The 19,901-nt window shown below is 72.6% G+C and carries 16 protein-coding genes; 10 read left to right on the top strand and 6 right to left on the bottom strand.

The features are described from left to right. Nucleotides 1-112: 112 nt before the first annotated feature. From CXY01_RS15925 to CXY01_RS15890, 8 genes are all read left to right on the top strand, one after another. Complete coding sequence (locus CXY01_RS15925; protein WP_146929001.1) at nucleotides 113-1,213, top strand: BMP family lipoprotein; 1,101 nt, start codon at nucleotides 113-115, stop codon at nucleotides 1,211-1,213. A gap of 123 nt (nucleotides 1,214-1,336) precedes the next feature. Then, the gene (locus CXY01_RS15920) at nucleotides 1,337-2,938 is read left to right on the top strand and encodes an ABC transporter ATP-binding protein (protein WP_146928997.1); all 1,602 of its coding nucleotides are present in this window, start codon (nucleotides 1,337-1,339) and stop codon (nucleotides 2,936-2,938) included. After that, nucleotides 2,935-4,224, top strand: a complete 1,290-nt coding sequence (locus tag CXY01_RS15915) for an ABC transporter permease (protein ID WP_371862780.1) — start codon at nucleotides 2,935-2,937, stop codon at nucleotides 4,222-4,224. Before CXY01_RS15920 ends, CXY01_RS15915 begins: the two co-directional genes overlap by 4 nt. Beyond that, nucleotides 4,221-5,522, top strand: a complete 1,302-nt coding sequence (locus CXY01_RS15910) for an ABC transporter permease (RefSeq protein WP_146928995.1) — start codon at nucleotides 4,221-4,223, stop codon at nucleotides 5,520-5,522. Before CXY01_RS15915 ends, CXY01_RS15910 begins: the two co-directional genes overlap by 4 nt. A gap of 5 nt (nucleotides 5,523-5,527) precedes the next feature. Further along, entirely contained in the window at nucleotides 5,528-5,923 is a 396-nt protein-coding gene (locus tag CXY01_RS15905) for a cytidine deaminase (RefSeq protein WP_146929197.1), read from the top strand. Then, the gene (locus tag CXY01_RS15900) at nucleotides 5,920-7,227 is read left to right on the top strand and encodes a thymidine phosphorylase (protein WP_146928994.1); all 1,308 of its coding nucleotides are present in this window, start codon (nucleotides 5,920-5,922) and stop codon (nucleotides 7,225-7,227) included. Before CXY01_RS15905 ends, CXY01_RS15900 begins: the two co-directional genes overlap by 4 nt. Nucleotides 7,228-7,266: 39 nt before the next feature. Next, nucleotides 7,267-7,497, top strand: a complete 231-nt coding sequence (locus tag CXY01_RS15895; protein ID WP_146928992.1) for a hypothetical protein — start codon at nucleotides 7,267-7,269, stop codon at nucleotides 7,495-7,497. A gap of 46 nt (nucleotides 7,498-7,543) precedes the next feature. Next, nucleotides 7,544-8,704, top strand: coding sequence for an adenosine deaminase (locus CXY01_RS15890; protein ID WP_146928990.1), 1,161 nt, complete (start codon nucleotides 7,544-7,546; stop codon nucleotides 8,702-8,704). A 72-nt stretch (nucleotides 8,705-8,776) separates the two neighbouring features. On the opposite strand, the gene CXY01_RS15885 is transcribed toward CXY01_RS15890, so the two are convergent. The 4 genes from CXY01_RS15885 to CXY01_RS15870 are packed head-to-tail and all read right to left on the bottom strand — an operon-like array spanning nucleotide 8,777 to nucleotide 13,129. Beyond that, nucleotides 8,777-9,637 carry an aldehyde dehydrogenase family protein gene (locus CXY01_RS15885; RefSeq protein ID WP_146928988.1) on the bottom strand — a complete coding sequence of 287 codons (861 nt, stop codon included), beginning with the start codon at nucleotides 9,635-9,637 and terminating at the stop codon, nucleotides 8,777-8,779. Continuing rightward, the gene (locus tag CXY01_RS15880) at nucleotides 9,634-11,130 is read right to left on the bottom strand and encodes an aldehyde dehydrogenase family protein (protein ID WP_146928986.1); all 1,497 of its coding nucleotides are present in this window, start codon (nucleotides 11,128-11,130) and stop codon (nucleotides 9,634-9,636) included. The genes CXY01_RS15885 and CXY01_RS15880 overlap by 4 nt, the downstream gene beginning before the upstream one ends. Nucleotides 11,131-11,141: 11 nt before the next feature. Further along, entirely contained in the window at nucleotides 11,142-12,146 is a 1,005-nt protein-coding gene (gene deoC / locus CXY01_RS15875; protein WP_146928984.1) for a deoxyribose-phosphate aldolase, read from the bottom strand. Beyond that, nucleotides 12,143-13,129: a sugar-binding transcriptional regulator gene (locus tag CXY01_RS15870; RefSeq protein ID WP_146928982.1), complete on the bottom strand. Its 987-nt coding sequence runs from the start codon at nucleotides 13,127-13,129 to the stop codon at nucleotides 12,143-12,145. The genes deoC and CXY01_RS15870 overlap by 4 nt, the downstream gene beginning before the upstream one ends. Nucleotides 13,130-13,353: 224 nt before the next feature. On the opposite strand from CXY01_RS15870, the gene CXY01_RS15865 reads away from it, so the two are divergent. Then, complete coding sequence (locus tag CXY01_RS15865) at nucleotides 13,354-15,681, top strand: DUF6055 domain-containing protein (RefSeq protein ID WP_146928980.1); 2,328 nt, start codon at nucleotides 13,354-13,356, stop codon at nucleotides 15,679-15,681. Here CXY01_RS15865 and CXY01_RS15860 read toward each other — a convergent pair. Both CXY01_RS15860 and CXY01_RS15855 read right to left on the bottom strand, forming a co-directional pair. Next, complete coding sequence (locus tag CXY01_RS15860; RefSeq protein WP_146928978.1) at nucleotides 15,678-17,519, bottom strand: phospho-sugar mutase; 1,842 nt, start codon at nucleotides 17,517-17,519, stop codon at nucleotides 15,678-15,680. The genes CXY01_RS15865 and CXY01_RS15860 overlap by 4 nt on opposite strands. Nucleotides 17,520-17,556: 37 nt before the next feature. Next, nucleotides 17,557-18,396, bottom strand: a complete 840-nt coding sequence (locus CXY01_RS15855) for a purine-nucleoside phosphorylase (RefSeq protein ID WP_146928975.1) — start codon at nucleotides 18,394-18,396, stop codon at nucleotides 17,557-17,559. 54 nt (nucleotides 18,397-18,450) lie between these two features. Between CXY01_RS15855 and CXY01_RS15850 the strand changes: the two genes are divergently transcribed. After that, nucleotides 18,451-19,899 carry an NAD(P)H-quinone dehydrogenase gene (locus tag CXY01_RS15850; protein WP_146928972.1) on the top strand — a complete coding sequence of 483 codons (1,449 nt, stop codon included), beginning with the start codon at nucleotides 18,451-18,453 and terminating at the stop codon, nucleotides 19,897-19,899. Nucleotides 19,900-19,901: the final 2 nt, after the last annotated feature.

The following is a 19,901-nucleotide window of genomic DNA, read 5'->3' as shown; positions in this document are numbered from 1 at the left end:
TGGTCCGAGGAATCAATGCCGGGCAGCCGCAGACCACGTGGCGGTACACCGTCGTGCCACCCGCACGGTCGGCCCAGCCGGACCGGCTGCTGACGAGATTCAGGAGAGTCGCGTGAAGAAGATCATTCGAGTGGCCGCGCTCGGCGGGGCTGTCGCCCTCGCACTTGCAGCGTGTGGCAGTGCCCCGGAGGAGACGGACGAGACGGCCGGCACGGGCGAGACGTCCGCCGAGACGGTCGACTTCAAGGCCTGCATGGTCTCGGACGCCGGCGGCTTCGACGACAAGTCGTTCAACCAGTCCGGCTTCGAGGGCCTCATGCGGGCCGTCGACGAGCTCGGGATCGAGGAGGCGCACGTCGAGTCCGCCGCCGACACCGACTACACGCCGAACATCGACAGCCTCGTCGCCGAGAACTGCAACCTGATCATCGGCGTCGGCTTCCTGCTCGAGGACCCGATCCAGGCGGCCGCCGAGGCCAACCCGGACGTCGACTTCGCCCTCGTCGACAGCGCGTTCTCCGACGCGGATTTCGCGCCCGTCACGCTGGAGAACGGCAAGCCGATCCTCTTCGACACGGCGCAGGCCGCCTACCTCGCCGGCTACGCCGCCGCGGCCACCTCCACCACCGGCAAGGTCGCGACCTACGGTGGCATCCAGATCCCGTCCGTCACGATCTTCATGGACGGCTTCGCCGACGGCGTCGCCAAGTTCAACGAGGACAACGGCGGCTCCGTCCAGGTCCTCGGCTGGGACAAGGCCACCCAGCAGGGTGTCTTCGCCGGCAACTTCGACAGCCAGGACGACGGCAAGAACATCGGCCAGTCCTTCATCGACCAGGGCGCGGACATCATCATGCCCGTCGCCGGCCCCGTCGGTCTGGGCACGGCGTCCGTCGCGCAGGCCGCCGGCAACGTCGCGGTCATCGGCGTCGACAGCGACTGGTTCGAGACCACCGAGTACGGCTCCCTCATCATGACCTCGGTCATGAAGGAGATCGGCCCGGCCGTCTTCGACACCATCAGCGAGGCCGTTGACGGCAACTTCAGCTCCGACCCGTACGTCGGCACGCTGGAGAACGAGGGCCTCGGTCTGGCGCCGTTCCACGACTTCGAGTCGAAGGTCCCCGCGGACGTCGTCACCAAGCTCGACGAGCTCAAGGCGGCGATCATCGCCGGCGACATCACCGTGGAGTCCGAGGCCTCCCCGAAGTGATCTGAGCAGGACCGCAGGACGACGGCCCGGGCCCAGCGCCCGGGCCGTCGGCCTGTCCAGCACCGACCTCGTGAGGGGATGGATAGTGTCTGAGGACAGTCGTGACGTCGAGGGAGACGACCGGTGAAGCTGGAGCTGCAGGGCATCACCAAGACCTTCGGGTCGTTGGTCGCCAACGACCACATCGACCTCGTCGTGGAGCCCGGTGAGATCCACGCGCTCCTCGGGGAGAACGGCGCCGGCAAGAGCACCCTGATGAACGTGCTCTACGGCCTGTACGACCCCGACGACGGCCGGATCCTCGTCGACGACGCGCCCGTGACGTTCACCGGGCCCGGGGACGCGATGGCCGCCGGCATCGGCATGGTCCACCAGCACTTCATGCTCGTCCCCGTCTTCACCGTCGCGGAGAACGTGGTCCTCGGCCACGAGCCCGTGCGCGGCGGCGGCCTGATCGACCTGCCCGAGGCGCGTCGCCGGGTCAAGGAGATCTCCGACCGGTTCGGGTTCCACGTCGACCCCGACGCCTATATCGAGGACCTGCCCGTCGGCGTCCAGCAGCGCGTCGAGATCATCAAGGCGCTGTCCCGGCAGGCCAAGGTGCTCATCCTCGACGAGCCCACCGCGGTCCTCACGCCGCAGGAGACCGACGAGCTGATCGTCATCATGCGTCAGCTGAAGGCGTCCGGGACGTCGATCGTCTTCATCACGCACAAGCTGCGCGAGGTCCGCGCCGTCGCCGACCGGATCACCGTCATCCGGCGCGGCAAGGTGGTCGGCAGCGCCGAGCCGACCTCCACGGAGACCGAGCTCGCCTCGCTCATGGTCGGACGGTCCGTGTCGCTCGGTGTCGCGCGCACCGAGGCCGTGCCCGGTGAGGCGACGGTCCAGGTCCGGAACCTGACGGTCATCGACGAGGCGGGCGTGCGGCAGCTCGACGACATCTCGTTCGACGTGGCGCGCGGCGAGATCGTCTCGATCGCCGGCGTCCAGGGGAACGGCCAGACCGAGCTCACCGAGGTCATGCTCGGGCTGCAGACGCCGGTCGCGGGCTCCGTCCGGCTCGACGGGGTCGAGATGGTGGGCAAGTCCGTGCGGGACGTGCTCGACGCCGGCCTCGGGTTCGTCCCGGAGGACCGCTCGACCGACGGCGTCATCGCCGACTTCTCCATCGCGGAGAACCTCATCCTCGACCTGCACCGCCACGAGCCCTTCGCCAAGGGGGTCGCGCTCAAGCCGGCCGCGGTGCGGGCCAACGCCGAGCGGCGCATCGCTGAGTTCGACGTCCGGACCGGGTCGATCGACGCGCACGCGAGCACGCTGTCCGGCGGCAACCAGCAGAAGGTCGTCCTCGCGCGGGAGATGTCGCGGCCCCTGCGGCTGCTCATCGCCTCGCAGCCGACCCGCGGGCTCGACGTCGGGTCGATCGAGTTCGTGCACTCCCGGATCGTGCAGGAGCGTGACAACGGCACGCCCGTGATCATCGTGTCGACCGAGCTGGACGAGGTCCTGGCGCTCGCCGACCGGATCCTGGTCATGTACCGCGGGCGGATCGTCGGCGACGTGCCCGGCGGGACCGACCGTGACGTGCTGGGCCTGATGATGGCCGGCGTCCCGCTGGAGGACGCCGTCCGGCAGGCCTCCGAGCACCACACCACGCTCGGGGAGGCCGACCTCGACGCGGTCGGCGACGACACGACCATCCCCTTGGAGGAGCAGCTGTGAGCAGCCAGACGCCGGTCCCGCTGCCCGACGCCGCGGTGCCGCCCCCCGGGCAGACCGGGGTCGCCGAGACGGCCCAGGAGCCGGACGGCGGCCGCCGCATCCTGCACGAGATGCTGACCAGCAGCTGGCTCGTGTCGCTGCTCGCGATCGTCCTGGCGCTCATCCTCGGCGGGCTGCTGATCGCCGCGGCCGACGCCGAGGTGCAGGCGACCGCGAGCTACTTCTTCTCGCGGCCCAGCGACCTGATCTCCGCGGCGTGGACCGCGGTCTCGGAGGCCTACGCCGCGCTGTTCGCCGGAGCCGTCTTCGACCCGCGGGCCGAGGAGCTGGGCCGCGCGGTCCGGCCGTTCACCGAGACCCTCACGGTCGCGACGCCGCTCATCCTGGCCGGTCTCGGCCTGGGCATCGGCTTCCGCGCCGGCCTGTTCAACATCGGCGCGCAGGGCCAGATCATCCTCGGGGGGATCTTCGCGGGGTTCATCGGCTTCACGTTCGACCTGCCGCCGGTGGTGCACCTGCTGCTCTGCGTCTTCGGTGCCGCGCTCGGTGGTGCCCTGTGGGCCGGCATCGCCGGTGTGCTGAAGGCGCGCACGGGTGCGCACGAGGTCATCGTCACGATCATGCTCAACAACATCGCGATCTACCTGGTCGCGTACCTGCTGAGCCTCGACGCGTTCCAGCGCACCGGGAGCAACAACCCCGTCAGCCCGCCGATCCCGGACAGCGCGGCCTACCCGCTGCTGCTCGGCAGCGGCTACCGCCTGCACGCCGGGTTCCTGGTCGCCATCGCCGCCGCGTTCTTCACCTGGTGGCTGATGGAGCGCTCGACGATCGGCTTCCGGTTCCGGGCGGTCGGCTCCAACCCGCACGCCGCACGCACCGCGGGCATCTCCGTCAACGCGACCTACGTGTGGGTCATGCTCACGGCCGGTGCGCTCGCGGGCCTCGCCGGCTCGGCGCAGGTGCTCGGGACTGAGCGGGTCCTCACCGCCGGGGTCGCGGCGAGCTACGGGTTCGACGCCATCACGGTCGCGCTGCTCGGCCGGTCCAAGCCGCTGGGCACGGTGCTCGCCGGCATCCTGTTCGGCGCGCTGCGTGCGGGCGGTGTGGTCATGCAGGCACGCACCGGGACGCCGATCGACATCGTGCTCGTCGTGCAGTCGCTCATCGTCCTGTTCATCGCGGCCCCGCCGCTGGTCCGGTCGGTCTTCCGACTGCCGTCACCGGACACGCCACGCGCACCGAAGCCGGTCGTCCCCGTCGCCGCGAAGGAGGTCAGCGCATGAGCGCCCCCACGATCGACGCGTCGTCGTCGGCACCCGCCCGCCCGGCCTCCGCGCTGGTCCTGCCCCCGATCAAGTGGCACGCACCGATCGCCTACGCGGCGGTCGCGCTGTTCGGCCTCGTGGTGTTCGGGCTGCTCGCACCGAGCGGCGAGCACAGCACGTTCGCCATCTCGACGAGCCGGGACTTCATCCAGTTCACCCCGTTCTCGGTGCCGTCGAAGCTCACCGCGATCCTCCTGTGCCTCGGGGCGCTCGCGCTCGCCGGGGTGTCGTTCTACGAGACGCGCCGCCGCGAGAAGGCCGGTGCGTGGCTGCCGATCACCTACGGCTTCCTCATGGTGTTCGCGTTCCTCGTGTGGGCCGTCGCCGGCAAGGGCAGCTCGCTGCCGCTCACCGGTCTGCTCCAGGGTTCGCTGTTCCTCGCCATCCCGCTGGTGTTCGGGGCGCTGGCCGGTCTGCTGTGCGAGCGGTCCGGCATCATCAACATCGCCATCGAGGGCCAGCTGCTGGGTGGCGCGTTCCTCGCGGCCGTCGTCGCCACCCTGACCGGCAGCGCGTACGCGGGCCTGATCGCCGCGCCCGTCGCCGGCGCCCTGGTGGGCCTGCTGCTGGTGCTGTTCTCGATCAAGTACGTCGTCAACCAGATCATCGTCGGCGTCGTGCTCAACGTGCTGGTGATCGGCGTGACCAGCTACCTGTTCTCCACCGTGCTCAAGGAGAACCCGGACACCTGGAACAACCCGCCCGGCCTGCCCGTGATCAGCATCCCCGTGCTCTCCCAGATCCCGATCCTGGGCCCGGTGCTGTTCCGGCAGACGGCGCTCGTCTACATCATGTACGTCGTCGTGATCCTGCTGCAGATCATGGTCTTCAAGTCCCGGTGGGGCCTGCGGCTCCGGTCGGTCGGGGAGCACCCCAAGGCCGCGGACACCGTCGGCATCAAGGTCAACCGCACCCGGCTGCGCGCCACGGTGCTGGGCGGAGCCGTCGCGGGACTCGGTGGTGCGTTCTTCACGGTCGCCGCGGGGCTCGCGTTCGGCAAGGAGATGACCGGCGGCAAGGGCTACATCGCGCTCGCCGCGATGATCCTGGGCCGCTGGAGCCCGAAGGGTGCGCTGGCGGCGGCCCTGCTGTTCGGGTTCGCCAACAACCTGCAGCTGCAGCTGAGCATCATCCAGACGCCGATCCCCAGCCAGATCATGTTGATGACGCCCTACATCGTGACGATCTTCGCCGTCGCGGGGCTCGTCGGACGGGTGCGCCCGCCGGCCGCCGAAGGAATCCCCTACACGAAGTGAGCACCGTGAACATCGACTGGGACGCGTTGCGCTCCGCCGCCACCGAGGTCATGCACAAGGCGTACGCGCCCTACTCGCAGTTCCCCGTGGGCGCTGCGGCGCTCGTGGACGACGGCCGGGTCGTCGTCGGCTGCAACGTCGAGAACGCCTCGTACGGCGTCACCCTGTGCGCCGAGTGCGCGCTGGTCTCCGGGCTGCACGTCTCCGGGGGCGGGCGGCTGGTCGCGTTCACGTGCGTCGACAAGCACGGCAACGTCCTCATGCCCTGCGGTCGCTGCCGGCAGCTGCTGTGGGAGCACGGGGGAGCGCGGCTGCTCGTCGAGACGACGCACGGCGTCAAGCCGATGACCGAGGTGCTCCCGGACGCGTTCGGGCCGGCGGACCTGGAGGAACGGGCATGAGCTCCCGAGCGCACGCCGAGCAGCACGACGCCGTCGACGTCATCGTCGCCAAGCGTGACGGGCACCGGCTGTCCGACGCGCAGATCGACTGGGTCATCGACGCCTACACGCGCGGGGTCGTCGCCGAGGAGCAGATGTCCGCGCTGAACATGGCGATCCTGCTCAACGGCATGGACCGCGCGGAGATCGCCCGGTGGACCGCCGCGATGATCGCGAGCGGCGAGCGCATGGACTTCTCGGGGCTGTCGCGGCCGACCGCGGACAAGCACTCGACCGGCGGCGTGGGGGACAAGATCACGCTGCCGCTGGCACCGCTCGTGGCGGTGTTCGGGGTCGCCGTCCCGCAGCTGTCCGGCCGCGGGCTGGGCCACACGGGCGGGACCCTGGACAAGCTGGAGTCCATCCCCGGCTGGCGGGCCGCGCTGAGCAACGACGAGATGATGGCGCAGCTCGACGACGTCGGCGCGGTCATCTGCCAGGCCGGGTCCGGGCTCGCGCCCGCCGACCGCAAGCTCTACGCGCTGCGCGACGTGACCGGCACGGTCGAGGCCATCCCGCTGATCGCGAGCTCGATCATGAGCAAGAAGATCGCCGAGGGCACCGGCGCGCTGGTGCTCGACGTCAAGGTGGGCTCGGGGGCGTTCATGAAGGACGTCGACCGCGCCCGCGAGCTGGCCAGGACGATGGTCGCGCTCGGCACCGACGCAGGCGTGCGCACGGTCGCGCTGCTGACCGACATGTCGACGCCGCTGGGCCTGACCGCGGGCAACGCGCTGGAGGTTCGGGAGTCCGTCGAGGTGCTGGCCGGCGGGGGACCGGCGGACGTCGTCGAGCTCACGGTCGCGCTGGCCCAGGAGATGCTCGCCGCGGCCGGCCGGCCCGACCAGGACGTCGCGGCCGCCCTGCAGGACGGGCGTGCCATGGACGCGTGGAAGCGGATGATCGCCGCCCAGGGCGGGGACCCGGACGCGACCCTGCCCGTGGCCCGCGAGACGTCGCAGGTGCTCGCCGAGGCCGACGGGGTGCTCGCCGAGCTCGACGCCTACGCGGTGGGGATCGCGGCGTGGCGCCTCGGCGCCGGACGCGCGCGCAAGGAGGACCCGGTGCAGGCAGGCGCCGGTGTCGAGCTGCACGCGAAGCCGGGCGACGTCGTCCGGGCGGGCCAGCCGCTGCTGACGCTGCACACCGACACCCCCGAGCGGTTCGAGCGGGCGCGCGAGGCGCTCGCCGGCGGGGTCGTCGTCGCCCCGCACGGCACGTCCGTCCCGACGAGGCCGCTCGTGATCGACCGCATCGACGCCTGACCTCTCGCGGCCCCGCATCGTCCGGGGCACGATGGAGCGATGAGCACCGTGCCCGGAAGTGACGCCTGGAAGGACGCCGGCCTCGCGCCGGTGGACCCGGACGGGCCCCGCAGCCTCGCCGACGACGTCGACGACACCGCCGTGACCGAGGATCCCGAGGAGTACGCGCCGGGATTCGCCCGGGCGGACCGCGACGGCCGTGCCGACGAGGCGGACGTCGTGGAGCAGGACACCGAGGTGCCCGTCGATGATGAGGATGCTGACACCTGAGCCTGGGTGAGTCATTCGTCTCGGTCCGTCCCGGTACGGTGAGCGCATGACCTCCCCCTCCGAGCCCTCGGTGGCCGACGCCCCCAGCGACCCGTCCGAGGCCACCACCGATCCTGTCGCCGCACTCGTCGCGCTGATCCCCTCGCTCCCCAAGGTCGTCCTGCACGACCACCTGGACGGGGGCCTGCGTCCGGCGACGATCGTCGAGCTCGCCGCCGAGATCGGCCACGAGCTGCCCGCGACGGACCCCGACGAGCTGGGCCGCTGGTTCGTCGAGGCCGCCAGCTCCGGGACGCTCGAGCGGTACCTCGAGACGTTCGACCACACCGTGGCCGTGATGCAGACCGAGGACGGGCTGCGCCGGGTCGCCCGCGAGTCCGCCGTCGACCTGGCCGCGGACGGCGTCGTGTACGCCGAGCAGCGGTACGCGCCCGAGCAGCACCTGGCGAAGGGGCTGACGCTGCAGCAGGTCGTCGACGCCGTGCAGGCCGGCTTCGCCGAGGGCATCGCCGAGGCGTCCGCCGCCGGCCGCTCGATCCGCATCGGCACGCTCATCACGGCGATGCGGCACGCCGACCGCGGTGACGAGATCGCCGCGCTCGCCCTGGAGAACCGGGACAACGGCGTGGTCGGCTTCGACATCGCCGGTGCCGAGGACGGCTTCCCGCCGTCCCGTCACGCGAGCGCGTTCACCACGCTCGGGCAGGCCGACTTCCCGACGACCGTGCACGCCGGTGAGGCGGCCGGGGTGGAGTCGATCGCCGAGGCGGTGCACGTCGCGCACGCCTGCCGGATCGGGCACGGCGTCCGGCTCGTCGAGGACATCACCACAGACGGGCTCGGCGACCGGCTGGGGACGCTCGCGCACTGGATCCGCGACCGTCGTATCCCGCTCGAGCTGTGCCCGTCGTCGAACGTCCAGACCGGTGCCGCCGAGTCCGTGGCCACGCACCCCGTGACCCGGCTGCGGAACCTCGGGTTCGCGGTCACCGTCAACACGGACAACCGGCTGCAGTCCGGCACGTCCATGACCCGGGAGCTCACGCTGCTGGTCGAGGAGGCCGGCTGGGAGCTGGTCGACCTGCGCGACGTGGCGGTGACCGCCGCGGCGCACTCGTTCCTGCACCACGACGAGCGCTCGGCGCTGATCGACCAGGTCATCCGCCCGGCGTACGCCTCCGCACGGGGCGGCCGGCACCGCGCCTGACCGTCAGAACGGCGTGGGTCGCGCCATCACACCGGATGACGCGACCCACGCTGTCCTCGATGCCGGCGAGGGCTAGATCAGGCCCTTCGTGTGCCAGACCGTCTTCGTCTCGACGAAGGCCGTGATGCGGTCGAGGGACGGGGCTGCCGCGTCCAGGCCGTTCTCCGGCGGGAGCACGCGCTTGAGCGTGTCGGCGGCGGCGATCTGCAGGTCGATCCAGTCGAGTGCGCCGGCGCCGACCAGGTCGAGGGCGTTGACGTCCTGGTGGCTGGCGAGCCACGGGGCGATCTCCGCGGGGGAGCCCGTGAGGACGTTGACGACACCCTTGGGCACGTCGCTCGTCGCGAGGACCTCGGACAGGCTGATCGCTGAAAGGGGAAGCCTCTCCGAGGCCACCACCACGACCGTGTTCCCGGAGACGAGCGCCGGGGCGACCGCCGACACCAGCCCCAGCAGCGACGAGTCCTGCGGCGCGATGATCGCGACGACGCCCGTCGGCTCCGGCACGGAGATGTTGAAGTAGGGCCCGGAGACGGGGTTGGCGTTGCCGGCGACCTGCGCGTACTTGTCGGCCCAGCCCGCGTACCAGACCCACCGGTCGATCGCGGCGTCCACCTGTGCGGTCGCGGCAGCCGCGCTCACGCCCTCGGCGTCGACGATCTCGGCGACGAACTGCGCCCGCCGGCCCTCGAGCAGCTCGGCGATCCGGTAGAGCACCTGGCCGCGGTTGTACGCGGTGGCACCCGACCAGCCGCCGACGGCAGCGCGGGCGGCGACCACCGCGTCCCGGGCGTCCTTGCGGGACGCCTGGGCGGCGTTCGCCAGGAAGGCGCCCTTCGCGCTGACGACCTCGTAGGTGCGGCCCGACTCGCTGCGCGGGAACGCCCCGCCGATGTAGAGCTTGTACGTCTTCGGGACGGCGAGGCGGGTCACTTGGTGGCTCCCTTGGTGACGGTCTTGCGCGCGGGTGCGGCGGCGACGAGGGCCGGTGCGGCGGTCTTCAGGTACGCGGCGATGCCGTGGCGGCCACCCTCGCGGCCGTAGCCGGACTCCTTGTAGCCGCCGAACGGGCTGGACGGGTCGAACCGGTTGAAGGTGTTGGCCCAGACCACGCCGGCGCGGAGCTTGTCGGCGACGGCGAGGATGCGGCTGCCCTTGTCGGTCCAGATGCCCGCGGACAGGCCGTACGGGGTGTTGTTGGCCTTGGCGATGGCCTCGGCCGGGGTGCGGAACGTCAGGACGCTCAGCACCGGGCCGAAGATCTCCTCGCGGGCGATCCGGTGGCTGGTAGAGACGTTGGTGAAGATCGTCGGCGCGTACCAGAAGCCGTTCTCCGGGATGGTGCACGCGGCGGTCCAGCGCTCGGCGCCCTCGGCCTCGCCGACGTCGCTCAGCTCGCGGATCCGCTCCAGCTGCTCGGCGCTGTTGATGGCACCGATGTCGGTGTTCTTGTCCAGCGGGTCGCCCAGGCGCAGCGTCGACAGACGCGTCTTGAGACGGTCGATGACCTCGTCGTGGATGGACTCCTGGACCAGCAGGCGGCTGCCCGCGCAGCACACGTGGCCCTGGTTGAAGAAGATGCCGTTGACGATGCCCTCGATGGCCTGGTCGATCGGGGCGTCGTCGAACACGATGTTCGCCGCCTTGCCGCCCAGCTCGAGGGTCAGCTTCTTGTTCGTCCCGGCGACCGACCGCGCGATCGCCCGGCCGACCGAGGTGGACCCCGTGAACGCGACCTTGTCGACGTCACCGTGGCCGACCAGCGCGGCGCCGGTCTCGCCCGCGCCGGTGATGATGTTGACGACGCCGGGCGGCAGGTCCGCCTGCTGCACGATCTCCGCGAACAGCAGGGCCGTCAACGACGTGGTCTCGGCCGGCTTGAGGACGACCGTGTTGCCGGCGGCCAGCGCGGGGGCGATCTTCCACGCCAGCATGAGCAGCGGGAAGTTCCACGGGATGACCTGCGCTGCGACGCCGAGGGGTGCGGGGGAGGCGCCGAGCCCGACGTGGTCGAGCTTGTCGGCCCAGCCCGCGTAGTAGAAGAACCACGCGGCCACGAGCGGCACGTCGACGTCGCGGCTCTCCTTGATGGGCTTGCCGTTGTCGAGGCTCTCCGCCACGGCGAGCTCGCGGCTGCGCTCCTGGACCAGCCGCGCGATCCGGAACAGGTACTTGCCCCGGTCGGCGCCGGACATGCGCGACCAGGTGCGGTCGTAGGCGCGACGGGCGGCGGCGACGGCCGCGTCCACGTCGGCCGCGTCGGCGTGCGCGATCGTCGCGAGGTGCTTCTCGGTGGCCGGGGAGATGGACGCGAACGGCGTGCCGTGGCCCTCGCGGAACTCGCCGTCGATGAACAGGCCGTACTCGCTGCGCAGGTTCAGGATCGCCTGAGACTCGGGCGCCGGGGCGTACTCGAGGAATGACATCTGTGGGCCCTTCAGTCGATCGTCACGTAGTCGGGGCCGGAGTAGTGCCCGGTCGTCATCTTCTGGCGCTGCAGCAGCACGTCGTTCAGCAGGCTCGACGCCCCGAACCGGAACAGGTGCGGCGTCAGCCACTCCTCGCCGACCGTCTCCGCGACGGTCACCAGGTACTTGATCGCGTCCTTCGACGCGCGGATGCCGCCGGCCGGCTTGACGCCGACCTTCTCGCCGCTGAGCCGGTGCCAGTCGCGCACGACCTCGAGCATCAGCAGCGTGACCGGCAGCGTCGCGGCGGGGGAGACCTTGCCGGTCGACGTCTTGATGAAGTCGCCGCCGGCGAGGATCGCGAGCCACGAGGCGCGGCGGACGTTGTCGTAGGTGGTCAGCTCGCCGGTCTCGAGGATGACCTTGAGGTGCGCGGAGGTGCCGTCGGCGCGGCGGCAGGCCTCCTTGACCGCGACGATCTCGTCGTACACCTGGCCGTACCGGCCCGCGAGGAACGCCCCGCGGTCGATGACCATGTCGATCTCGTCGGCACCCGCGGCGACCGCGTCGGCCGTGTCCTCGAGCTTGATGGACCGGGACGAGCGGCCGCTCGGGAACGCCGTGGCGACGGCGGCGACGGCGATCTTGCCCTGGTCCGGGTCGCCGTGGGCCGTGCCGAGCGCCTGCACCGCGTGCGGGACCATGTCGCCGTACACGCACACCGCTGCGACGCGGGGGCAGCCAGGGTCCGCTGCGTCGGGCGTGATCGCCTTCGCGACGAGCGAGCGCACCTTGCCCGGCGTGTCCGCCCCCTCGAGGGTGGTCAGGTCGATGAGCCCGATGATGCGGTCGAGCGCCCAGGCCTTCGAGGTGGTCTTGATCGAGCGCGTGCCGAGCCCGGCGGCCCGCTGCTCGAGCCCGACGGCGTCGACACCGGGGATGCCGTGCATGTACCGACGCAGGTTGGCGTCGTTCGCCTCGCCGCCCAGGAGGGCGACCGCGCGCTCCCCGGGGACGATCTGGGTGCTTGTCATGCTGTGCCTCGCTGACCTTCGCTGTCCGGGACGGATGGGTGGTTCTCGATGAGGTGCAGGGCCGTCTCCTCGTCGGTGACGAGCACGGTGCACAGGCCGCTGGCCACGACCGCGCGCGCGACGGCGTGCTTGGCCGCGCCGGCGATGACCGCGATGCTCAGCTGCGCCGCACGCAGGCTCTCCAGCGGCAGGCCGATGGTCCGCTCGTCGAGCCGCTCGTCGACGATGGCGCCCGCGCCGTCGACGTAGCGGCCGACGACGTCGCCGACCGCGCCGCGGCGGACCAGCCCCGCGACGTCGTCGGACGTCAGGTAGCCGCTGTCGACGAGGACGGAGGTGGCGTCGGCCGCGCCGGCGCTGAACAGGTAGGCGTCGGCGTTCGACGCCAGGTCGAGGACGGCGGACACCGCACGGTCGGACTCGATGGCGCGCTTGGTCTCCAGGCGCTCGAGGATCGCCGGGCTGGGCAGCAGCGTGGCGTGCCCGCCGCCCTTCTGCGCGATCGTGACCGCGGTGGAGGCCGCGGTGCCGGCGCGCCGGTTGAGGCTGACGCCACCGTTGATCTGCACGACGTCCACGCCGCCCGCCCAGCCGTCGTGCAGGTGCCGCGAGACGTCGTCGAGCGTGCGGCCCCAGCTGATCCCGAGCGTGCGCGGCACGGGCCGTAGCGTGGCCAGGTAGTCGGCGGCGGCCTGCGCGGTGCGCGACTGCAGCTCGTCCTGGTCCTCGACGCCGGAGGTGGACACGACGATCGCGTCGGCGAGGCCGCACGTCTCCCGCAGACGGCGCTCGACGGGCAGGCGGCGCGCGCGGGGGTGGACGATCTCGATCCGGACGAACCCGCTTGCCTTGGCCTGCGCGAGCAGGCGGCCGACCTTCCAGCGGGTGAGCGCGAGGATCGACCCGATCTCGTCCTGGGTCTTGTCCTCCTCGTAGTACAGCTCGGCGGCGCGGATGGACAGCAGCTCGTCCGACTCGATCATGCGGTTCCTCTCCCGTCCTTCCACAGTAGGCATGCTGCGCCGCGCATCGCAACACTCGTAGGGATCTTTGCTCATATGAGCACGGCGCGTTCGCGAAGGGACGAATCACCCGATCGGTGGTTGTGCACCCGATTGACTCACCCGAGGGCGTCGGCGACAGTGGGGCAGCCATCCGGCGGAGCCGGGGCGCGCGCACGCGAGAGGCAGGCGAGGGGACAGCACGGATGGCACGGTGGGGACGTAGCGGGATCGCCGTCGTCGTCGTCCTCGGCTTCCTCGCCGCCGGGCTCGGCGTGGGCGCCGCCGTCCGGAACAGCCAGGCCGGCAAGAGCGTGGCGGTCCCCGCCGCGTGGGAGCAGGCCTGGGACGACGCCCACGTGCGCGAGGGCCAGGACGTGGTGCTGGCCTGGGGCGACCGCGCCGGTGCCGACCCCACGAGAGCCGCCGCCGAGCTGCGGTTCGACCCCGCCCGCGCGGTCGCCCAGCTCGACGCCCTGTACGCGCTCGACGTGCACGACCTCGACGTGGTCGACGACGACGGCGCGATCGCGCGGCACAAGATCGTCGTGGTCGTCGACGGCACCTGGTCGACGGGGCCCGGAGCGCTCGAGAGCACGGTGGTCGTCCCCCTGAGCGGCGGGCTCGGTCGGTCGGAGCGAGGTGCCACCGGCACCGTCGTCGACGGGATCGGCATGCTGCGAGTCGACGTCCCGGCGCTGACCGCCCGCGGCCACGAGTCCGCGACCGCGCCGGTCACCGGCGACTCCACGCTCGTCGGTGGCTCCGAGTTCGACCCGTCGTGGGAGCTGGCGCGCGGCTTCGCCGAGGTCGTGCAGGGCTTCGCCGTCCTCGACGCGCCCGGGGGGTTCGCCTCCGACGAGGCCGCGACGTTCTGGGCCGCCAGCGCCGCCTACCTGGCCACCGTGGCCGCGCCCGGGGGGATCGGGAACCCGGCGGACCTCGTGCGCAGCCCGCAGCTGCACTGGGCGAGCCCCCGCCTCGGTGACGGCAGCTGGTTGCTGCTGCAGTACCTGGCCGAGCGCGACGGCGAGCAGCTGCTCGGCCGCATGTGGCGCGAGGCCGAGGCCGGCGAGGACCCGCTCAGCACCTACACGCGTCTGACCGGCCTCACCCAGGCGGACCTGAACCGGCGCGTCGCCGAGTACGCCCTGCGCACCGTCGCGTGGGACTTCACGGACCGCAGCGCGATCGCCGCAGGGGTGGACCGGCTCGACCCGGTGCTGCTCGCGGACCGCACCACCCCCGTCGAGGCCGTCGAGGGCGACCCCGGCCACTACCGCGTGCTCGGCGCGTTCGCCCCGTCCGACTACGGCTACACGGTCGTGCGGCTCCGGCCCGACCCCGGGGTGCGGGACATCCACGTCCGCGTCCGGGGGCACGAGGTCGCCGCCGACGCCGGTCTGAGCTTCGGGTTCGTCGCGATGCGGGCCGGCGTCCCGCGCTACAGCCCCGTCACGGAGAGCCTCGACCAGCAGGTGCAGCTCACGCTGCGCACGGGGGAGAACGAGGCCTACCTCGTGGTCGTCGGCACGCCGACGGCGAGCCACCGGTACGGCTCCGGCGACGCGTTCGGTGACGTCGCGCGCTACCCCTACGAGTTCCGGGTGTCCGGCGCGACGGTGGCCGACGACCTCACCGACCCGGCCGAGCTGGGCGGGCACCGGCACGCCAACGGCGGCGGGTTCGTCGACGACCGCGCGACCGTGGACCCGACGGCCTACGTCGGACCCGACGCCGTGGTCCGGGGCGACGCGCAGGTGCTCGGGGAGGCGCGCGTCGAGGGCCGGGCGTGGGTCGAGGCGGGCGCCGTCGTCCAGGACCAGGCGGTCGTGCGCGACGTCGCCATCGTGCGGTCCGGGGCGCACCTGAGCGGGACCACGCTCGTGGCGGGCGACGCCATCGCCGGCTTCACGTGCGCGTCCGGGAGCTACACGACGTTCGACCCGGCCCGCTGGTGCGACGGCCGGGAGGGCCCGCCCGACGTGGCGGTGGCACCGACCCCGTTCGCGGCGACCGACCTCCTGCTCGCCGACCTGCCCGTCCCGACGCCGACCCCGACGCCCGAGCCGACGACCCCCGCACCGTCACCGACGCCGAGCGCCACCCCGACGCCGTCGTCCACGGCCGGCGCTCCGCCCGTCGCGCAGCCGCCCGTGCCGCAGCCGACGCCGACGGTGGGCGGCGTGGAGCCACCGGAGCCGCTCCCGGCCAGCGCGTGCTCCGCGACGTACACGGTGGTGAACCACTGGAGCTCGGAGGGGCAGAACTGGTTCCAGGTCGAGGTCGTCGTCACCGCGGGTGGCGCGGGGGTGGACGGGTGGGCCGTCTCCTGGGCGTTGCCGCAGGGCGCCCAGGTCACCAGCGCGTGGAACGCGCGGCTCGGCACCAGCGGCTCCAACGTCACCGCCGAGAACATGAGCTACAACGGCAGCCTGCGTGACGGGGACACCGCCACGTTCGGCTTCCACCAGACCGGTCCGGGGGACAGCGGCCTGCAGGTCCCGCAGGTCACCTGCGCACGGACGCGCTAGATCCCCAGCGCCGCCCGCACGTCGGCCGCGACCGCGTCCAGGCGCGTGCGCGCGTCGTGCCGCACCTTGCCGACGGCCCGGTGGTCCGCGGACGGGTCGACCGGCAGGACGACCTCGAGGTAGCACTTGACCTTCGGCTCGGTCCCGCTGGGTCGCACGATGACGCGCGTCCCGTCGGCGGTGAGTAGCCGCAGGCCCTCGGTGGGCGGGAGCCCGTCGCGGTCGTCCTCCGACCCCGCGGCCAGGTCGACCACCTCGGTCACGTGGGACCCGCCCAGCGACCTCGGCGGCCGGCTGCGGAGCCGGCCGACCGTCTCGCCGATCTGCGAGAGGTCGGAGAACCGGGCGGAGACCTGGTCGGTCAGGTGCAGGCCGTGGGTGCGGGCGAGGTCGTCGAGGGCGTCGACGACGGTCCGGCCCTCCGCCTTCAGACGCGCCGCCAGGCCCGCGACCAGCACCGCGGCCGAGATGCCGTCCTTGTCTCGCACGTGCGCGGGGTCGACGCAGTACCCGAGCGCCTCCTCGTACCCGAACACGAGCCCGTCGACGCGAGAGATCCACTTGAACCCGGTGAGCGTCTGCGCGTGCCGGTACCCGGCGGCCGCGGCGATCTTGCCGAGCAGCCGCGAGGACACGATCGAGCTGGCGAAGGTGGCGCCGTCCAGCGGCGCGTTCCCCGCCACGCGCGCCCCGAGGAGCGACCCGGTCTCGTCGCCGTGCAGGATGCGCCAGCCCTCCGCCTCGGCGGTGTCCGGCCCCCGGAACGAGCGGTGGCGCAGGTCCTGGATGCCCACCCCGCAGCGGTCCGCATCCGGGTCCAGCGCGATCACCAGGTCGGCGCGCTCGTCGCTGGCCAGCCCGATGGCCAGGTCGATCGCGCCCGGCTCCTCGGGGTTGGGGAACGCGACGCTCGGGAAGTCCCCGTCCGGCTCGGCCTGCTCCGGCACCACCAGCACGTCGGTGAAGCCCGCCTCGGCGAGCACGCGCCGGGCCACCTCGCCGCCGACGCCGTGCAGCGGGGTCAGGACGATGCGTAGCCGCCTCGCCGCCTCGCGGGTGGCCTCGTCGGTGGGTGCGAGCGCCACGACGGACGCCACGTACGCGTCGAGCACCTCGGGGCCGAGCACGGTCCAGCCGTTCGCGGCGCGCGGCACGGACGCGACCGAGGGGACGTGCGCGATCTCGGCGGCGATCGCCGCGTCGGAGGGGGGCACGATCTGTGCTCCCTGGCCCGCGTCGGTGACCACGCGACCGCCCAGGTAGACCTTGTAGCCGTTGTCCTGCGGCGGGTTGTGCGACGCGGTGACCATGATCCCGGCGTCGGCCCCCAGGTGGCGGACCGCGAACGCGAGGACCGGCGTGGGCAGGGCCGACGGCAGGACCAGCACCTCGATGCCGACGGCCGTCAGGACCGCCGCCGAGTCGCGGGCGAAGTCGACGGACTTGTGCCGGGCGTCGTACCCGATCACCACGCGCGGCCGGGGCTGGACGCCGTCCAGCTCACCGAGCAGGTAGTCCGCGAGCCCCGACGCCGCGCGGATGACGACCGCGCGGTTCATCCGGTGCGGGCCACCGCCCAGCCGCCCGCGCAGCCCGGCGGTGCCGAACTGCAGCAGGCCCGTGAAGCGGTCGGCCAGCTCCGCGCGGGCGGCGGACCGGGCGTCGAGCGCCTGGCGCTGCGTCGGGTCCGGCTCGTGGCCCGGCGCGATGGTCGGGGGCGCGGCGCGGGCGAGGTCGAGCAGGTCGCGCAGCTCGTCGGCCGTCTGCGGGTCGGGGTCGTCCTCGATCCAGGTCTGTACCCGCGCCTCGAGGCCTGCCCATGCGTCGTCGCCGGTCATGGGGCCAACGTACTCAGCCCGCCGGGTGCGCGCCCGCTTACAGCCGGCGCACGATCTGGGCGAGCAGCGCGCTGATCCGAGGGCCCGCCGCGCGGCCGGCCTCGAGGACCTCCTCGTGCGACAGCGGCTCGGGGCTGATGCCTGCGGCGAGGTTGGTGACGAGCGAGATCCCGAGCACCTCGATGCCGGCCTGGCGAGCGGCGATGGCCTCGAGCGTCGTCGACATGCCGACGAGGTCGCCGCCGAGCGTGCCGGCCATCCGGACCTCGGCGGGCGTCTCGTAGTGCGGGCCGCGGAACTGCACGTAGACGCCCTCGTCGAGCGTCGGGTCCACCTCGCGCGCGACCGCGCGCAGGCGGCTCGAGTACAGGTCCGTGAGGTCGACGAAAGTGGCGCCCTCGAGCGGGGAGGTGGCCGTGAGGTTGAGGTGGTCGTTGATGAGCACCGGCGTGCCCGGACCCCACAGCGGGTTGAGACCGCCGCAGCCGTTGGTCAGCACGACGGTCGACGCGCCCGTCGCGGCCGCCGTCCGCACACCGTGGACCACCCGGCGCACGCCCCGGCCCTCGTAGAGGTGGGTGCGCGAGCCCAGCACGAGCGCGTGCCGGTCGGTGCCCTCGATCCGGATGGACCGGATGGTGCCGACGTGCCCGACGACGGCCGGCGCGGCGAACCCCGGGACGTCGTGGCTGGGCAGTTCCGCGACCGTCTCGCCCAGCAGCTCCGCGGCCCCGCCCCAGCCGGACCCGAGCACCAGGGCGACGTGATGACGCGCCACGCCGGTCGCCTGCGCGATGTATGCGGCGGCCTCCCGGGCGATGTCGAACGGGTCGGTCGTGGGGTCGTCGAGGTCGGGGGCAGGTGTGACGTCGCTCATGGACCGAGGCTAACGCGCTGGCCGCACGGCGTCGGACGGGCAGAATGGGTGCTCGTGAGCACCGCTGAGCCGAGATCGCCCGAGTCGCCCGCCGTCCGCGTCGTCATCGTCGGCGGTGGACCCGGTGGCTACGAGGCGGCCCTCGTCGGCAGGCGGCTCGGGGCGGACGTCACCGTCGTCGAGGCGGCAGGCATGGGCGGGGCGGCCGTGCTGACCGACGTGGTGCCCTCCAAGACGCTCATCGCGACCGCCGAGTGGATGACCATCGCCGACCGTGCACCCGAGCTGGGCATCCGGCTCGACGGCACGCCCTTGTCGGGCGCCCTGGAGGAGCTGCGGCACCGCATCGACCTCGCCGCCGTGAACACGCGCGTCAAGGCGCTCGCGGCCGCGCAGTCGGCGGACATCCGGGCGCGGCTCGAGCGCGAGGGCGTGACGATCCTGCTCGGGCACGCGCGGCTCGACGGCCCGTCGCGCGTCGTCGTGACCCGGCAGGAGGGCGTCGAGGACCTCACGCTCGAGGCCGACGTCGTGCTCATCGCCACCGGCGCCACCCCGCGCACGCTCGACTCGGCACGGCCCGACGGCGAGCGCATCCTCACCTGGACCCAGCTCTACGACCTGGACGCCCTGCCGAAGCGGCTGATCGTGGTCGGCTCCGGCGTGACCGGTGCCGAGTTCGCCGGTGCCTACACCTCGCTCGGCGCCGACGTCGTCCTGGTCTCCAGCCGCGAGCGGGTGCTGCCGGGCGAGGACGCCGACGCCGCCCAGCTGCTCGAGGACGTGTTCAAGACCCGCGGCATGACGGTCATGTCGCAGTCGCGCGCCGCGGGTGCCCGCCGGACCGCCGACGGGGTCGAGGTCACCCTCGCCGACGGCCGTGTGATCGAGGGGTCCCACGTCCTGTTCGCGGTCGGCTCGATCCCGACCACCGCCGGGCTGGGCCTCGAGGAGGCCGGGGTGCGGCTCACGCCGTCCGGGCACATCGAGGTGGACAAGGTGTCCCGCACCAACGTCCGGGGCGTGTACGCCGCCGGTGACGTGACCGGGGTGCTGCCCCTGGCGTCCGTCGCGGCCGTGCAGGGCCGGCTGGCGATGGCCCACGCGCTGGGCGACGCCGTGAAGCCGCTGTCCCTGCGCGGGGTGTCCGCGAACATCTTCACGTCGCCCGAGATCGCCACCGTCGGGTCGTCCGAGGCGCAGCTGCACGAGCAGGGCGTGAAGTACTCGGTGAGCATGCTGCCGCTGGCGCGCAACCCGCGCGCCAAGATGCTCGGCGTGCGCGACGGGTTCATCAAGATCTTCGCCCACGCCGGTACGGGCACGGTGCTCGGCGCGGTGGTGGTCGGGCCCCGTGCCAGCGAGTCGATCTACCCGCTGACCCTCGCCGTGACGCACCGCCTCACCACCGACCAGCTGGCCGAGACCGCGACGGTGTACCCGTCGATGTCCGGCACGATGGCCGAGGTCGCCCGCATCCTGCACCACCGCATCGACGACTGATC

The organism is Cellulomonas xylanilytica, from assembly GCF_007989805.1.
Taxonomy (GTDB): domain Bacteria; phylum Actinomycetota; class Actinomycetes; order Actinomycetales; family Cellulomonadaceae; genus Cellulomonas; species Cellulomonas xylanilytica.
This window is presented reverse-complemented; position numbering and strand designations above follow the sequence as displayed.

Coding starts and splice junctions, on each gene's coding strand:
- CXY01_RS15910 (WP_146928995.1), top strand. CDS start 4,221: ATGAGCGCCCCCACGATCGACGCGTCGTCGTCGGCACCCGCCCGCCCG.
- deoC (WP_146928984.1), bottom strand. CDS start 12,146: ATGACAAGCACCCAGATCGTCCCCGGGGAGCGCGCGGTCGCCCTCCTG.
- CXY01_RS15880 (WP_146928986.1), bottom strand. CDS start 11,130: ATGTCATTCCTCGAGTACGCCCCGGCGCCCGAGTCTCAGGCGATCCTG.
- CXY01_RS15860 (WP_146928978.1), bottom strand. CDS start 17,519: ATGACCGGCGACGACGCATGGGCAGGCCTCGAGGCGCGGGTACAGACC.
- CXY01_RS15895 (WP_146928992.1), top strand. CDS start 7,267: ATGAGCACCGTGCCCGGAAGTGACGCCTGGAAGGACGCCGGCCTCGCG.
- CXY01_RS15865 (WP_146928980.1), top strand. CDS start 13,354: ATGGCACGGTGGGGACGTAGCGGGATCGCCGTCGTCGTCGTCCTCGGC.
- CXY01_RS15870 (WP_146928982.1), bottom strand. CDS start 13,129: ATGATCGAGTCGGACGAGCTGCTGTCCATCCGCGCCGCCGAGCTGTAC.
- CXY01_RS15900 (WP_146928994.1), top strand. CDS start 5,920: ATGAGCTCCCGAGCGCACGCCGAGCAGCACGACGCCGTCGACGTCATC.
- CXY01_RS15855 (WP_146928975.1), bottom strand. CDS start 18,396: ATGAGCGACGTCACACCTGCCCCCGACCTCGACGACCCCACGACCGAC.
- CXY01_RS15890 (WP_146928990.1), top strand. CDS start 7,544: ATGACCTCCCCCTCCGAGCCCTCGGTGGCCGACGCCCCCAGCGACCCG.